The sequence below is a fragment of the Acinetobacter sp. CIP 53.82 genome (assembly GCF_000369465.1).
GTDB lineage: Bacteria > Pseudomonadota > Gammaproteobacteria > Pseudomonadales > Moraxellaceae > Acinetobacter > Acinetobacter indicus.
Map to the genome: position 1 here is coordinate 764,730 of NZ_KB850046.1, position 16,887 is coordinate 781,616.

Genomic DNA, 16,887 nt, shown 5'->3' on the forward strand with positions numbered 1-16,887 from the left:
ACAAAAAGTAATGGATTAAGCACTTCTTTACACCTCCCCAGCTTTCAGGAGTACTGTTGGAGATGAATGCTCCCCTACCCAAAGCCCCAATTAACTGGGTTGCCGTTTTTGCTCTGGTGTTCTTGCCAATTGTCGCAATCATTGCCATCCCGTTATATGCTTACCACCATGATTTTAGCCTCGCAGCTTGGATCAGCATGTTTGTTTTACTTGGCGTTAGCAGCTTGGGTATTACAGCAGGTTATCACCGTTTATGGGCGCACCGTGCCTATGAAGCCACTTTACCTTTGAAAATCATTTTAATGATTATGGGCACCTTTGCCGTACAGAACAGTATCCTGTTCTGGGCCTCAGGTCACCGTACCCATCACCGTCATGTCGATGATGTCGATAAAGATCCGTATTCGATCAATAACGGTTTCTGGTACGCCCATTTAGGCTGGATGCTGCGTGACTATCCGGCAGCCGAACCAAACTATAAAAATGCGCCAGATTTGCTGAATGACAAACTGGTGATGTTCCAGCATAAATACTATGTACCGTTAGTGATTCTGGTACATGTTGGCATCTTGCTACCAATTGGCTGGGCTGTGGGCGACATCTGGGGTGTTTTACTTTTAGGCGGCTTAATGCGTCTGATTCTGAGCCACCACGTCACCTTCTTTATTAACTCGCTGTGTCATATGTGGGGCAAACGTCCATATACCGACGAAAATACGGCGCGTGACAACTTCTGGCTGGCTATTGCCACTTGGGGCGAGGGTTATCATAACTATCACCATATCTTCCAGTACGATTACCGTAATGGCGTGAAATGGTGGCAATATGACCCGACCAAATGGTTAATCTGGAGCTGTTCGAAACTGGGTCTGGCAAAAAACCTGCGCCGTATTCCAAGCTTTAATATTAAAAAAGCGGAACTGGCGATGAAGTTCAAATATGCCGAGCAGGACCTGGCAGTATATGGCCATAATGTCAATGACGACATCAGCAGCGTCAAACAGCGTCTGGCACAAGAATATGAAGCCTTTACCCACACCTTAAATGACTGGGCCAAATTAAAAGAGCAGGAAATTCAGGCCAAGAAATCGGCGGTGGCAGAAAAAATCCATCAAATGGATGACAAGCTAAAAGTTGAATTCCAGCTGGTAGAACAGCGTCTAACCCATCATCGGGAAACCCTGAACATTCTGATGCGTAACCTGAAAAAGAATCCGGTTTCACAATAATACCAAAGCCCTGCAAAAAGCCTCCTGATGGAGGCTTTTTCTATTCGGAAACACGACACTTTTCTCCAGCCAAGTTTGTTATAGTGAAGGCCTGTTCTGAATGGCTGTTCTGCAATGCAATTTAACTCGCGCTATCCTACCCTGCCTTCCCGTCTGTATCACCAGCAACAACCGCTGCCTTTAAAAGGCGCCAAAGCCGGGCATTTTAATGCAGCACTGGCCGATGAACTGCAATGGTCAGATGAAGACAAAGCACAGTGGGTCGAAATCTGTAGCGGCCAGAAAACATTTGCCGAATTCCCGGCGTTGGCTATGGTTTATGCGGGGCATCAATTCGGGCAATGGGCCGGTCAGCTCGGCGATGGCCGGGGATTGCTGATCGCCCAGATTATCGACCAGCATCAGCAGACCATTGATATGCATTTAAAAGGTGCCGGTGCTACCCCTTATTCACGGATGGGCGATGGCCGCGCGGTGTTACGCTCGGTGATTCGTGAATATCTGGCCGGTCATGCCTTAAATGCCTTGGGCGTACCTTCCAGTAATGCCGTGGGATTTACTTCATCGACCCAAGGGGTACAGCGTGAAAAACTGGAACCGGGCGCGATGATGTTACGTACCTCGGACTGTCATATCCGACTGGGGCATTTTGAATGGATCAATCAATATCAGCCAGATTTACTGCCTGAATTTACCCAGAAATGTATCGAGTGGCATTATCCGGAATGTCTGAAGGCCGAGCAGCCTGTTTTAGCTTTTGCCACCCAGGTGGTGCAGCGTACCGCAGTGATGATTGCCCAATGGCAGCTGGTCGGCTTTGCCCATGGAGTGATGAATACCGATAATTTAAATATCACCGGTTCTACCCTGGATTTTGGTCCTTACGGTTTTATGGAGCGCTTTCGCCCGAACTGGATCAACAACCATTCCGATTATCAGGGACGTTATACCTATCAGCAGCAACCGAGTATTGGACACTGGAACTTGTGGACCTGGCTGAACAACCTGATTCCACTTTGTCCGGCAGACTATGAGCAGGAACAATGGAAAACAGAGCTGGCTCAATGTTTGACTCATTTTGAACCGACCTTCCTGGAACACTACAAGCATGGCTTAAACCAGAAAATGGGCTTACCCAGCTTCCATAAAGACAGCTTTGACTGCGCGATGGTCTTTCTAAGAATCTTGCAAAGCGAGCAGCTGGATTACGCCCAGAGCTTTATTCGCCTGCAAAATAAAGAGTATGAAACGATTAAAGATGACTGCCTGGACCGCCGTCAGTTTGAAGCCTTCCTGACGCAATATGAGCGTATTCGTGAACATCAGGATACGGATGAACTGGATGCCGCCATGACCGCCGTCAATCCGCATTACATCCTGCGCAACCATATGGCGCAAAAAGCGATTGAACTGGCCGAGCAGGATGATTTTTCTGAAGTCGAGCGTTTATTTAGCCTGCTCAGTCAACCCTATACCCGACAGACCGCGCTGGAAAAACCGGAAGATTTAGCGCCATTGTCAAGCGATGTGCCTGAAGTGATGGTCAGCTGCTCGTCTTAAATTATCCACATTGGCCTGGTAAATTGTGGATAATTTCAGCATTATCCACAAAGTGCCCTTCAACCTAAATTGCGTATGGCTTTACATCCACTTGCGGCAGCAGCCGCTGCTACCCTGCCTGAAGTCACAGTGACCCAACCCTTTGGTGAGGGTTGTGATGTGTTTAAAGTGCTGGATAAAGTCTTTATGTTGCAGTTTCATCTGCACGGACAGGCGGCCATTAATTTAAAAGTAGCACCAGATCATGGCGCCATGCTGCGTGATATTTATCCGTATATTCGTAGCGGCTGGCATATGAATAAACAGCACTGGATTTCAGTGTATGAAGATGAAGAGCTGGATGAAGCTTTAATCGAAGATTTAGTGCTGAATTCTTATGCGTTGGTGGTGTCCAAACTCAAGAAACTGGATCGACAACGTATAGCGTTACTCAAAACTGTAGGCTCGCGTGTTTAGCTCGGGCAAAAACACAGAGATAAATCGTGCCCACAGTTTAATCCTGTCTCTCGTATGTAAAATCAGCGATTAAACTTTATATTTATCATTGAACAACTCAAAGGCTTTGCGCCACCCTGAATGTTCACTGCTGTGCTGGCTTTTTGCAATTAAATACTGCAATAGTGCTTTGATGGTGGCCACTGTATCAGAATTTAAACAGACAATAATCTGCTGTACACAGAAGTTGATCTGATGTTCCAGGCGGGAACTATCCTTGGTTTGTTCAAAATAGTGTATCGCGGGGGTGATATTGCGCTGAATTAGGCGTGCGACAAGCTCATTATTGACGTGCATAGAAAAATTCCCAAAGGCAGGCTGCGGATTATACCGGAATTTTATTTACTTCAATTTTCAGGCTTATTAAAATTTACAAAATATTCTTGTTAAAAATTAAATTCATTTAAAAATTATAATATTAGAAATCCCCCCCTTTTATCTTGGTCTTATGCTTGATCAGTCTGTTGATTTATCACCATCCTACCCCTAAATACTGCACAACCTACTCTCATAAAAAAAGCGAATAGGCACATATCTATTCGCTTTTTCACTCCGCATGAAATTAATCTTCCGGATATTCAAAACGGTAGCCAACCCCATAGACTGCCTGAATCCACTCATGACGATTACCGGTTTCTGCCGCTTCGGAAATCTTGCGGCGCAGGTTTTTGATATGACTGTCAATCACCCGATCTGCAACATCAAAACTGTCCGGGTTAATATGGTCCAGCAACTGAGCACGGGAATAAACCTGCCCAACATGCTCTAAAAACAGTTCCAGTAAACGAAATTCGGTCGGGGTCAGGTTCAGTGCTTTTTGCTGATACCAGATCCGTTGCTGGGCTTTATCCATCCGGAATAAATCATTGGTTTCCGGTTCAGCCTTGCGGTCTAAGCGGCGCAGCACTGCCTGCACACGTGCCACCAGTTCTTTCGGACTAAATGGCTTACAAATATAGTCATCTGCACCCATATTCAGGCCTAATACCCGGTCAATTTCTTCGGTACGCGCCGTAACCATAATAATGGGTAAATCAGACTGCTCACGTACTTTACGGCAAATGGTCAGACCATCCATACGTGGCACCATCAGATCCAGAATCATCAGGCTCGGTTTACGCTGCAAAAAGCTGTTATAGGCTTCTTGTCCATCATGAAACATACTGACCTCAAACCCAGCAGCTTCAAGATAGTCGCGGACCAATTGAGCGAGTTCAACTTCATCTTCAACCAGCATGACATGTTTCATGAATATCTTTTCCTTTTATTGTTTGGTCGGAATCGGGAAAGTCAGTTTGCAGCGCAAGCCACCCAATGGCGAATGCGCAAAACTCAGCTGGCCACCCATGGCCTGCGCAATTTTAGCAGACAGCGCCAGACCTAAACCGGTACCGCCAGTGCTCCGCGTACGCGAATCATCCACCCGGTAAAAACGCTCGCCTAAACGGGCTAGCTGTTCATCGGTCAGGCCAAATGGACTGTCATCGACATAGACACTCCATTCTGTTGCCGTCTGCTCACTATGAATATGAACCTGCCCACCGGCCTCAGTATAACGAATACTGTTCGCAATCAAGTTCACCATAATTTGTTTAAAGCGGTCTATATCTAATTGTAAAGGCACAGCTTCACCTTCTAGACGCACACTTAACTCGGCCTGTTCAAACTTCGGCCGGAAATTCTCGACTTCCTGTTCAATCACCTGCCAAGGGTTGATTGAGGCCAGATAGAATTTCAGCTGCATGGCTTCGGCCTGGGCTAAATCAGCCAGGTCCTGAGTCAGTTTTTTCAGGCTGCTGACCTGACGCATCATCGCATCTAAGTGTTCCGGTGTGGCTTTACGGATACCATCCTGCATAGCCTCAATTTGGGCCTGTAACACTGCCAGCGGGGTTTTTAATTCGTGTGAGGTATCAGCCACCCACTGCCGGCGTGAGGTTTCATGCTGATCTAAAATGACTGCCAGCTGATTCAGCTCTGTAGATAAATCACCGAGTTCATCATTACGGTTTACTTTCACCTGATACTGATAATTGCCTTTGGTCAGTTCACGGGTCCCATTGAGCAGACGCTGAATCGGCTTTTTAAAATAGGTCGCCAATAACCAGGCCACCAGTAAACTGGCAATAAAGGACAGACCATAAATCAGCAGCAGATAACGCTTTTGTTCGCTAAAGAAATTAATGCTGAGCGCATCATCCTGATCCAGCACCGGTTTTAAACCCAGATAGCCGACCACCTGATTGTTCATTAAAATCGGGCGATACGACATTTGTCCTTCTGCTGGCTCACCGACCACAAACTGGCGTTTGGCATCATATAAAGCCAGACGCGAGCTAAGACCCAAACGGTCCGGCATGGAAATAAACTGTTTTTTGCCATCCGATTGTGGCTGATTCGGACGCGGATTCTGGGCACTGCCCTGATTAACCCGGGTGGTATTCTGCTGCGCGCTTAAAGGAAATTTCAGGCCTTCAAAGGGACGGTACTCGGAAGGCAGATTCATTTCCAGCCATTTTAGTTCCTCCTGCGAGGCCTGGCGTTTCTGCGGATCTGGTTCAGCCAGCGTTGGCGCCACATTCATTAAGGTATGTTCTTCAAAATAACGCTGCTGCAAGGCAATATCGTACTGACGGCGCAACCACCAGCGCGACAGGCGGTCATAATCTTCCGGGCCGGCCTGTCCTTCAATTTGCAGGATTTGCGCCTGAATGGCATTGCCCCAATCATGATAGACACCATACACACCGGCCAGATTATGAATCACATGATCCAGCTTCTGCATTTCGACATCGGCCACGTATTTGGTGAAATTGCGTTGCATATTCCAGTGCAGCACCCACAGGCTGACCGTGGAAATGACCAGCGCGGTCAATAGCACAGTCAAAAACAGGCGCAGGGCGATTGGAATCCGGCGTATTTTCAAAACACTCATCTCAATTTTTCTTTTATTTCACTATTGTAGCGAACAGTGTCTGAAAAAACTCTCCATTGTTTCTTCATCTTTATTATTTATTCTTGTCACAGTTAAAGATAACTGTATCGCGGTTCTGCGTGGAGACAATAATCATGAAAACGATGACAAAAATTGCGCTTGTTTCAGTGGGTTTACTCAGTGTCGGGACACTGACAGCCTGTCAGTCAACCAATAGTACAGCAACGCCGGAACGTGAAGGCCGTATGGCTCATTCCATGCACGGCAAACATGCACGCCTAAGCCCGGAACAGCGTGAACAATGGCAGCAGCTGCGTACTGAACGCCGCCAGATGATGCAGCAGATCAAAACGGCCTGTAAAGGCAAAGCTGCCGGACAGGTGGTTCAGGTCAAAGCCGGTGAAAAAACCGTGAATGGGACCTGTACCCTAATATTTACGCCGGAACGCCAGCAGCTTAAACACAGCCGTGAACATCGTCCAATGCGTGGCGATGTACGCCAGTTTAAACAGCATGCTGCTCAGACGGGTGCCTTAACCGATGCCAAACGTGCCGAACTGGTGAAACAGTATGATCAGCGCCTGGCACAGCGTCAGGCCCGTCAACAGGCTATGGCCAATGCCTGTAACGGCAAAACAGCCGGTCAGACTGTCCAGATTAAACTGGGGGATAAATCGGTCAATGGTCAATGCAGCCTGCGTTTTAAACCGAATACCGCTGTGACCATTCCGGCCAAAGTGGCTTAAGCGAAGTCAGCAAATAAAAAAGGCGCATGGTGCGCCTTTTTTATTGGACATATCTGTTTACGTTTTTGACTATTTGTCCACTTCCTATACCGATAAATCTGTTTACACTCAATACACTTAGCTATTTCAAGTTAAAAATCTTTGACTTTACAGTCACCAAGAAAAGCCATTGAAATGCTTGTACCCAATTAGAAGATGTTGCACGATTAAAACATTCAAGATGCGCCTGTGAAGGCGCGTGAACTCACTGATTTAGGATTATAACCGCTGGTTAAACCAGTATTGAGGAACCCGATATGCCACAATACAAAGCGCCACTACGTGATATGCAATTTGTTTTGCATGAATTATTAAATGCCGAAGATCACTATGCAAAGTTACCTGCATTCCAAGAAAACGTAAGCCGTGAATTGGTTGACCAATATTTGGAAGCAGCAGCTGATTTCTGTGAGAATGAACTTTCTCCTATCAACCAATCAGGCGATCGTGAAGGTTGTACTTGGAACGATGGTGTTGTTACTACGCCTACAGGCTTTAAAGAAGCGTATCAAAAATTTATCGAACTTGGCTTCCCATCGTTGTCTGCTGAAGAGCAATATGGCGGTCAAGGTCTACCTGTATCTTTAGGTAACGTGATTTCTGAAATGGTGGGTACTGCGAACTGGGCATGGGGCATGTATCCGGGTCTTTCTCATGGTGCTGTACGTACTTTAGAACATCACGGTTCAGACGAACAAAAATCCACCTATCTACCTAACTTGGTTTCAGGTGTTTGGACCGGCACCATGTGTCTTACTGAATCACATGCTGGTTCTGATTTAGGTATCATTCGCACCAAAGCTGAGCCTCAATCAGACGGTAGCTATGCCATCACAGGCGAGAAAATCTTTATCTCAGCAGGTGAACATGACATGGCTGAGAACATTGTCCATATTGTTCTTGCTCGTCTTCCTGGCGCACCTAAAGGCACCAAAGGTATTTCACTATTTATCGTACCAAAGTTCAATGTTAATGCAGATGGCTCTTTAGGCGAGCGTAACGCAGTTCGTTGTGGTTCAATCGAACACAAAATGGGGATTCATGGTAACGCAACTTGCGTGATTAACTTTGACAACGCCAAAGGTTACTTGATTGGACCTGAAAACCGTGGTCTAAACTGCATGTTCACGTTCATGAACACTGCGCGTATTGGTACTGCAATTCAAGGTCTCGCAGCATCTGAAGGTTCTTTCCAAGGTGCATTGGCTTATGCCAAAGACCGTGTGGCAATGCGTTCACTTTCTGGCCCAAAAGCCCCTGAAAAAGAAGCAGATCCAATCATTGTGCATCCTGCGGTACGTAACATGCTGTTGACGCAGAAAGCATTTGCAGAAGGTGGTCGCGCACTAGTGTATTTGTTGTGTCTACACGCTGATATTGTTGAACAAGGTGCAACTGAAGAAGATCGTAAATTCTCTGACAATATCTTGTCTTTATTGACGCCAATTGCAAAAGCATTCTTAACTGAAACAGGTTCTGAATCTGCAAAACATGGTGTGCAAGTCTTCGGTGGTCATGGCTTCATTTCTGAGCATGGCATGGAACAAATTGTGCGTGATACACGCATCTCTACCATTTATGAAGGAACCACTGAGATTCAAGCACTTGACCTTTTAGGCCGTAAAGTGTTGGGTACACAAGGTGCAATGTTGAAAGACTTCACCAAAATCATCCATAAGTTTGTTGAAGCAAACAAAGACAATGCTGCAATAAAAGAGTTTGTTGAACCTCTTGCTGCTCTAAACAAAGAGTGGGGCGACCTGACCATGCAAATTGGTATGCGCGCAATGCAAAACCCTGATGAAGTGGGTGCAGCTGCAGTTGATTACATGTATTTCTCTGGCTATGTAACGCTTGCTTACCTATGGGCTCGTATGGCATTGGTCGCACAAGAAGCACTTGCAGCGGGCACCACCGATGTAGACTTCTACAATGCTAAAGTGACGACTGCACGTTTCTACTTCAAGAAAATCTTGCCACGTGTACGCTCGCATGTTGACGTGATTGCGACTGGCCTGGATCCATTGATGGCACTTGATGCTGAACACTTTGCCTTCTAATGCACGTGATGTGTAGTAACTTGTAATGGATGTAAAAAGGACGGCCAGCTGTTGGCGGTCCTTTTTCTCTATTTATCGCGCTATATTAACCTTTCGTCGTCTAATCAATTGAAATCTCATCGTTTAGACTGACCTGATCACTATGAATAAACAAGAAACAGGTGAAATGAACTATGCCAATTTATAACGCACCGCTTGCCGATATGAAATTCATCCTGAATGATGTCTTCCAAGCAGAACAATTCTGGCAAAATAACGAAAATCTCGCCCACCTCGATGCTGCAACCGCAGAAGCCATTCTTGAAGAAATGGCCAAATTTACCCAGAACGTTACCCTGCCCTTAAACCGTACTGGTGATGAAGAAGGTGCCCAATATAACAATGGCAGCGTAACTACCCCGGCCGGTTTTAAAGAAGCATTCAAGCAATATGCTGAAGGCGGCTGGATTGGCCTGGGTGCCGATGAAGAATGGGGCGGTCAAGGCATGCCAAAAATGCTGACCGTTCTGTCAGATGAAATGATTTTTGCTACTAACCCGTCATTCATGCTGTATCCACTGCTGTCAGTTGGTGCGGGTATGGCGCTGAGCAGCTATGCTTCTCAGGAACAAAAAGAAACCTATTTACCAAAAATTTATTCAGGTGAATGGTCTGGCACCATGTGTCTGACTGAACCACATGCCGGTACCGATTTGGGGATTATTAAAACCAAAGCGGAACGCAACGAAGATGGCAGCTATAACATTACCGGGACCAAAATCTTTATTACCGGTGGTGATCATGACCTGGCTGAAAACATCATTCACCTGGTACTGGCCAAAACCCCAGATGCACCTGCCGGTTCACGCGGTATTTCGCTGTTTATCGTGCCGAAATTCCTGGTCAATGCCGATGGTTCACTCGGTGAACGTAACCCCGTTGGCCCAGGCTCTATCGAACACAAAATGGGGATTAAAGCCTCTGCCACATGTGTCATGAACTTTGATGGTGCCAAAGGTTACCTGGTTGGTAAAGAAAATGAAGGCCTGGCAGCCATGTTCGTGATGATGAACTACGAACGTCTGTCAATGGGTATTCAGGGCTTAGGTGCCTCTGAATTTGCTTACCAGAATGCAGCGCAATATGCGACTGACCGTTTACAGGGCCGCAGCGCTTCCGGTGTACAGTCACCAAATAAACCGGCTGACAGCATTTTAGTGCATGGCGATGTACGTCGTATGCTCTTGAATGTACGTGCCAACAACGAAGCATCACGTGCCTTTGCAGTCTATGTCGGCCAACAGCTGGACATCACCAAATTCTCGACTGATGCAGACGCGGTGAAAAAAGCCAATGACCGTGTGGCGCTGCTAACGCCAATTGCCAAAGCCTATTTAACCGATACCGCCTTCCAGGCAACCTTGGATGCGCAAATGTGCTTCGGTGGTCATGGCTATATCCGTGAATGGGGCATGGAGCAATGTTTACGTGATTTACGTATTGCGCAAATTTACGAAGGTACCAATGGCGTCCAGTCACAAGATTTAATTGGCCGCAAAACCATTAAATGTCAGGGTGCCTATATTGCAGAATATATTTCTGAAATCCGTGACTTTGCCAACCAGTTAGATGCCGATCTGAACTTCATTAAAGATGCGACCTTAGATGCAGCTACAGAAGTCGAATCAGTAACACAATACATTCTGAATGCGGCGTCTGAAAATGCGGAATTCCCGAATGCAGCAGCAGTCGATTATTTACACGCGGTTGGTCTGCTCAGCTTTGCCTATATGTTTGCCCGTATTACCCAAGCAGCGCAGGCCAAACAGGGTGAGTTCTATCAGAACAAACTGGCGCTGGGTCTGTACTTTGTACAACGTATTCTGCCAGAGCTGGAAATGCGGATTACCCGTATCAAAGCCGGTTCTGATGTGATCATGAAATTCTCGGAAGATTATTTCACTCATCAGGCTTAAGCCTTTTATCTCTCAAAAACGCCTGCACTGTCAGGCGTTTTTTTATAGCATCCATGTTTTCCTGCTGTTTTTACACCACTTTTCCTGTAGTTGTGCACAGTTTTTGCATGAGTTTTTCTCATTCATTCAGCATGATCATCAGGACGAGCATATGACAGCACGGCATCCCAAAGTAGAAAAAATAGAAACCCTCCTCGACCGGCTGGGTAATCTGGCCGTTGAAAGTTTTCACTATATTGCCCTGTTCGTGATTGGCTGTATGGTGATCTGGTCGGCCGGCCATACCGTGGTCGATATTCTGACCGTCAAACAATATGCCACGATTGATGATATTTTACTGCTGTTCATTTATTTGGAGCTCGGTGCCATGGTGGGTATTTACTTTAAAACCAACCACATGCCAGTACGCTTCCTGATTTATATTGCCATTACCGCCCTGACCCGGCTGCTGATTTCCGATATCCAGCACGACCATAAAGCGGATATTGACCTAGTAATTATTACCGGTTCGATTCTGATTCTAGCCTTTGCGATTCTGGTGGTACGTTTTGCCTCCTGGAATTATCCATCGGTAATTCGGGATAAACACAGTGAAAAACCGTTGCCACAAGGCAAGACCCCACGCCCGGAAGATGATGAACTGGCCTAAACACCAAAATCACATCCATCATTCAAATCTGAAGAACAAAAAGCGCGCCTGGATACCACTACGGCGCGCTGATTTTTGAGTGAAGATTCACCGGATCATCAGTTTGGTTCAAATAGTTTTCCTTAGCGCTGGAGCGCTCCGGATGATCTAACGGTTTGGCACCAAAATATAACGACCATTTTCATAAATCCAGTAGCTGCCATTTGGCGGAGCCGGCAAACCTAAACGGCGCCAGTCAGTAATGATGGTCTGCGTACTGCTTTCAATCCGGGCCACATTCGGGTCACCATTGACCCAGCTATAACTTTGCGAATTCTGGTAAATGGTGGTGGGCGCCTGATATTGAATACTGATGCCCGGACGTACCGGTTGATGGCCCCATTGCGGACGGGGCGGATAATATTGTGGTGGCCTGTGCTGCGGATAAGACGGGCGATGCTGTGGATAATGCTGCGCATGCGATTTTCGCTCCACACCCTGATAACTGGCCCAGCGATTGGTATCGGCCAGCGATAATGTCGAGATGGCAGACAATCCAATGCCTAACCATAAACCTGCTTGTATTCTTTTCACTACCCGACTCCCAAACATCAGCCTATTGATTTTACTATAAAACAGGATTAAGGATAAAAAATGAACATGCATGCTTTATACAAGTTTTTTAGATGAATGGCGGTAGATCGGCCGTATTTCTCAGTGAAAATAATGGCCTACTTTTATGCTACACTCGCTTTTTTTCATACTAGGTTCATGCTTGTGTCTGATTTAAGTTTTGATCGTCTTTATGAATATTTCTGCAAAGTACCCAGTGTTCAAAAAAACTTGATCGATGCCTATGGCACAGATGGTGCTCAGGCATGGTGGTTTAAATTTCAGATTAATGTAGCACACCCACTGGCCTGGCAAACCGTACAGGAACTGGGTCATGTGCTGAACTATATTTCCAAGAATGAACGTTTGCCAACGCAGTTTTTACCGGTATCGCCACCACCTTATATGAATGGTGAAGCCAAAGATTTCCTGTCTTGGGTGATCCAGTGTAATCATGCCGATTTCCCGCCCGATGTGGTCTGCGACTGGCTGGAAGCGCGTTTGCCGAATCCGGTTGAAGATGAAAGCCAGTGGAAAATTAAAACCGACCTGAGCGAGCTGGATGAGCTGTCTGATAAAGATCTGGATGAACTGGTACCACCGAATCCGGGGCAAAACTAAGCGTTAAACCTTAGTACTGACCTCTCCCTGACTCTCTCCTAGAAGGTTAAGGAAAAGCGTGTCTCCCTAACCTTCTCTTACGAGGAGGAGAAAAAGCTATTGTTCCTAACTCTCTTGCAAGGAAGGGGAAAATCGCTTCTCTCCAACCCTCTCTTTACAGGATGGAAGAAAACTCATTCTTCCAAACATCTCTTATAAGCAGAAGCCACGGCTCCCAAACAGAAGCGTGGAATAAGGGAGATTAGAACGTCGACCAGCCACTCCATTCCATCAAACGATATAGCCCATATTTCAGCGTCGATTCATCGGCATACTGGGCATAATCCACACTCATCTGACGGCCATTTAAGTTTGACCAGGCGGTATCAAAATACTGCTGAGCATCTTGAAACACCTGAGCTTGAGCCGGGCCTAACACGCGTAAATTGGTTTCCAGATTATAATTTTTTAAATTCCGTGCGGTGAAATTGGCCGAACCTAAAATCATCTCCTGTTGCTGGGCATTGCGCTTGATCAGCATTTTGCTATGACATTGCTCGCCTTGGGTATTACACCAGCGCAGTGGAATGCCGGCCTGATGTAATTCTGCTGCCACTGGCCGGTTCGGTACGCCATTCTTTTCCAGACCAAACGCATCTTTATTGGCATCCAGCAGCACCCGCAATTTCACCCCACGCTCATGGGCTGCAAGCAGGCTTTTGATAATCTGGCGCTCGGACAGATAGAACATCACCAGATCGACCTGTTCATTGGCTTTGGCGCTATTGATCAGGTTTAAAGTCGCATCATAAATGGCTTTTTCAGTCAGCACCTGCACCTGCGGTTCAGTAGCAGCGGCCTGAAACTCACCGACAATCACTCCGGGAATATTGCTGCCAGACATGAGCGCCACCGACTGCTCGGTTTTTAGAATATCTACCGCGGTGTTGCCTTTGACCACCAGCGCCACATTGGAGTGATGGGAACTGGCATCATGCGGATTCATTGAGGTCACCAGAGCTTCCCAGCCGTCCGGGGTATCAACCACAATGGTTTTACGGTGGTTGGCCTTAAAATTTAGCAGCTCGGAATAACTACGCAGGGTGATTTTGCCCTCACCAAACGGATTGGCCAGCCAGCCAGCCTCCGGATTATTGCGGATGCCCTGACAGCAGATGTACCAGAACCCGGACCACATCGGATTGGAAGCGCGTAGCGGGGTTAAATTGGTTTCGATCACATCAATTCCGGCCTGGCGCAGTTGCCGATAATGCTCTGGCGCAAGCCCGCCATAAACCGAATTAATCGGATCGGTAATCAGCTTGATTTCAATATCCGGCTGGGTACGGCGTTTTTGAATCAGCGCATCAGTCAATTGCTGGCTGAGCGGTTGATGCTGGGCCTGTGATGCCCCGGTTTGCGGATTAAACAGGAACATATCCAGCACAATTAAACTTTGTGCTTCATCAATCAGGCGCAGCATTTCATTAAAAATCTGATGATCATAATGCTGCTGGCCCTGTGCATCCAGATAGGTCTGATCGGCCAGAAATTTGACTTCGGCATGACGTAGCGGTCCCGCATAATTCAAACCATCCGGTAAGGGCTTATAGGTGTGATACAGTGCCGAGGATAAATAGCTTAACGCCAGCAGGCCCATCATCACGCCCAGATAACGCCGTGGTGACCAGTTCAGTTTATTGTGAATTCGTTGAAAGATACGCATAAGAAAAAACCTAACCCAATCAACTCAGGCTAGGTTTTCTTCAGGCTTTTTTCAAGAGGATTTCCGTGACATCCTCTTGATTTTGGCAATAAATTTAAGTTCTGCTTAGAAGTTATATTCTAAACCAACGGTAAAATTACGGCCCACTTGCGGAATATTGGACAGGAATGAGGTGTGTGAATAAACCTGATCATCCAGCAGGTTATTGGCTTTAAAGAACACGCGGTAGTCCTGGTTATTCGCCATGGCACCTGCATACGCCAGACCGACATTGACCATGTTATAGCCTTGGGTTTCCTGTTCATAGCTGGCAATCTGGTCCTGTTTAAAGACATGATAGTACTCTGCCAGACCTGACCAGCCATCAGCAAAATCGGCTTCTACTTTGGTACCTAAACGGCCTGCTGGTACACGCGGTGCGTTTTCACCATCAATTTTGCCACGCACATAGTCACCAAACAGGCTGACTTTATAAGCATCGTTAATGGCATAGCCTAACTGCACTTCTGTACCGTAGAAACGGGCTTTGTCTTGTTTATAATCAACTAGACGGAATGTTCCTTCGCTGTCGGTTGTTGAGCCATAAATATAGTTATCAAACCAGTTGTGATAAACATGCACATGATAGTCGAGTTTCTCACCTTCATAATGCAGACCTAACTCAAGGTTATTTGACTTTTCAACATCCAGATCCTCATTTCCACGCTCATAGGTATTGGTGGCAAAGTGAATACCGTCCGCATATAACTCTTGTGCCAGTGGTAAACGTTGCTGATGTGAGCCAACCACAGAAAGCTTATAGTTTGGAGCAAATTCCCAATTGGCTGCTGCTGAACCTGACACACCGGTATCTGAATAGTCTTTTTGAGTTGAATCTACATCAATTTTTTGATGTTCTACACGTGCACCCAATTCCACATGCACATCACCAAACTGCTTATGTTCTAAACCAAACAGGCTATATTTTTCCGTTTTAGTATCTGGCATTAAGACTGATTCATGAAAATGATCATCATGTGGAACCATCTCACCGGATAAATCAATATTTTGTTGACTATATTGGGTACCAAAGACCCCTTCCCAACCGGCGACTGGTTTATGTACCAATTCTAAACGGGCATCATAACCTTTATTTTTAAAGTTACTGATGACTTCATTTTCTTCCAGCTCGTCATGTTCATAATCGGTATAGCTGGCATGGGCACGTAACTTGTCAAAGCCGGCAAATGGCTGGTCCAGCTCAGCACGGACGTCATAACGGTGTGATTCCAGATCGACCCATGGACCACCATGATGCGCATGGTCATCACCATGATCATCGTGAGGAGGACATTCAATTATATTCGGATTGTCATGATCTGGCCCACAACCATGATATTCATGACTATGCCCTGGTAAACCGTATTTGTCCTGACGGTTGCTATAAGACACCCCGACAAAACCACGTTCATGAATCCATGAACCGCCAATATTCACGGTTTGGCCTTCAGCAAAGGTATTGTCTACACGACGGGCTTTATCAAAATGTGTTTCATGCTCTTCATCACCCTCATGTGCATCATCATGTCCATGATCTTCATGGCCAGCTTCATCATTATGATGTTCTACCCAGTAATCCGGCGTAATATAGTTATTCGCTTTACGTTTGGAGCCTTCTACACGTAAGGCAAAGTTGTCACCAATTGCCGCCGTCACCCCCACACTGGCCAGCTTCTCATCGCTACCCGAGTTATAGCGCACGCCGACGGTGCCCTCTAAGCCATCTGCTGGCATTTGGGTTGGAATTTTCTGATCGGTTACATTGACCAAGCCACCCACGGTACCGGCACCATAGAGTAAAGTTGATGGACCACGAATCACTTCAACCTGTTTTGCCAGAATTGGATCTACCGTAACTGTATGGTCTGGAGATAAAGTCGATACATCGGCAGTTTCAGATGCGTGTTGTAAGACTTTGACACGCGGACCATCTTGACCACGAATCACGGGGCGGCTTGAACCTGTGCCGTACTGATTTGAATATACACCCAGTTCATCAGCCAGTGCATCACCAATGGTTGTTGGGCGTTCAGCCAATACTTTCTGTTCAACCACCTGATCTGCTACAGCAAAGTCCGCTGCAGTCTGAACCAAAGGATGGGCTTTTAGCTGGATGGTTTCAAGTTGCTGTGAATTGGATAGATTCGCCTCATCTGCAAAAACCGCAGGGGCCACAACAGCAAAAATAGACAGTGTTATTAAATTCTTATGGAAGGACATGACTCAGGCTCAGAGTAACAAATTTGAATAATGTTATAATATA

At 46.4% G+C, this 16,887-nt stretch carries 14 protein-coding genes; 8 read left to right on the forward strand and 6 right to left on the reverse strand.

Going from position 1 to position 16,887, the window contains the following annotated elements; genetic code table 11:
* The first annotated feature begins 62 nt into the window (after positions 1-62).
* The 3 genes from F905_RS09220 (at position 63) to F905_RS09230 (ending at position 3,245) form a co-directional block, all read left to right on the forward strand.
* Positions 63-1,229 carry an acyl-CoA desaturase gene (locus tag F905_RS09220; RefSeq protein ID WP_005179996.1) on the forward strand — a complete coding sequence of 389 codons (1,167 nt, stop codon included), beginning with the start codon at positions 63-65 and terminating at the stop codon, positions 1,227-1,229.
* 114 nt (positions 1,230-1,343) lie between these two features.
* Positions 1,344-2,789 carry a protein adenylyltransferase SelO gene (locus F905_RS09225; protein WP_005179998.1) on the forward strand — a complete coding sequence of 482 codons (1,446 nt, stop codon included), beginning with the start codon at positions 1,344-1,346 and terminating at the stop codon, positions 2,787-2,789.
* 75 nt (positions 2,790-2,864) lie between these two features.
* A complete protein-coding gene (locus F905_RS09230; protein ID WP_005180000.1) occupies positions 2,865-3,245 on the forward strand; it encodes an MmcQ/YjbR family DNA-binding protein in 381 nt (126 codons plus the stop codon).
* 69 nt (positions 3,246-3,314) lie between these two features.
* Here F905_RS09230 and F905_RS09235 read toward each other — a convergent pair whose 3' ends face one another.
* The 3 genes from F905_RS09235 to baeS form a co-directional block, all read right to left on the reverse strand.
* Positions 3,315-3,581 carry a hypothetical protein gene (locus F905_RS09235; protein WP_005180003.1) on the reverse strand — a complete coding sequence of 89 codons (267 nt, stop codon included), beginning with the start codon at positions 3,579-3,581 and terminating at the stop codon, positions 3,315-3,317.
* A gap of 265 nt (positions 3,582-3,846) precedes the next feature.
* Positions 3,847-4,533, reverse strand: coding sequence for a response regulator (locus tag F905_RS09240; RefSeq protein ID WP_005180005.1), 687 nt, complete (start codon positions 4,531-4,533; stop codon positions 3,847-3,849).
* 15 nt (positions 4,534-4,548) lie between these two features.
* Complete coding sequence (gene baeS / locus F905_RS09245; protein WP_005180006.1) at positions 4,549-6,219, reverse strand: sensor histidine kinase efflux regulator BaeS; 1,671 nt, start codon at positions 6,217-6,219, stop codon at positions 4,549-4,551.
* Between the two features lie 134 nt (positions 6,220-6,353).
* On the opposite strand from baeS, the gene F905_RS09250 reads away from it, so the two are divergent.
* The 4 genes from F905_RS09250 to F905_RS09265 all read left to right on the forward strand — a co-directional run bounded on the left by F905_RS09250 (position 6,354) and on the right by F905_RS09265 (position 11,668).
* Positions 6,354-6,965 (forward strand): hypothetical protein, encoded by a 612-nt coding sequence (locus F905_RS09250; protein WP_005180008.1) that lies wholly within the window; start codon positions 6,354-6,356, stop codon positions 6,963-6,965.
* A 296-nt stretch (positions 6,966-7,261) separates the two neighbouring features.
* Positions 7,262-9,064 (forward strand): acyl-CoA dehydrogenase C-terminal domain-containing protein, encoded by a 1,803-nt coding sequence (locus tag F905_RS09255; protein WP_005180011.1) that lies wholly within the window; start codon positions 7,262-7,264, stop codon positions 9,062-9,064.
* Positions 9,065-9,237: 173 nt separating this feature from the next.
* A complete protein-coding gene (locus F905_RS09260) occupies positions 9,238-11,019 on the forward strand; it encodes an acyl-CoA dehydrogenase C-terminal domain-containing protein (RefSeq protein ID WP_005180012.1) in 1,782 nt (593 codons plus the stop codon).
* Between the two features lie 151 nt (positions 11,020-11,170).
* Complete coding sequence (locus tag F905_RS09265) at positions 11,171-11,668, forward strand: phosphate-starvation-inducible protein PsiE (RefSeq protein ID WP_005180016.1); 498 nt, start codon at positions 11,171-11,173, stop codon at positions 11,666-11,668.
* A gap of 147 nt (positions 11,669-11,815) precedes the next feature.
* On the opposite strand, the gene F905_RS09270 is transcribed toward F905_RS09265, so the two are convergent.
* Complete coding sequence (locus F905_RS09270) at positions 11,816-12,241, reverse strand: RcnB family protein (protein ID WP_005180017.1); 426 nt, start codon at positions 12,239-12,241, stop codon at positions 11,816-11,818.
* Positions 12,242-12,424: 183 nt separating this feature from the next.
* Between F905_RS09270 and F905_RS09275 the strand changes: the two genes are divergently transcribed.
* Positions 12,425-12,880, forward strand: coding sequence for a hypothetical protein (locus F905_RS09275; protein WP_005180018.1), 456 nt, complete (start codon positions 12,425-12,427; stop codon positions 12,878-12,880).
* A gap of 241 nt (positions 12,881-13,121) precedes the next feature.
* Here F905_RS09275 and F905_RS09280 read toward each other — a convergent pair whose 3' ends face one another.
* Positions 13,122-14,585 (reverse strand): phospholipase D family protein, encoded by a 1,464-nt coding sequence (locus F905_RS09280; RefSeq protein ID WP_005180020.1) that lies wholly within the window; start codon positions 14,583-14,585, stop codon positions 13,122-13,124.
* 105 nt (positions 14,586-14,690) lie between these two features.
* Entirely contained in the window at positions 14,691-16,844 is a 2,154-nt protein-coding gene (gene znuD, locus F905_RS09285) for a zinc piracy TonB-dependent receptor ZnuD (RefSeq protein ID WP_005180021.1), read from the reverse strand.
* Positions 16,845-16,887: the final 43 nt, after the last annotated feature.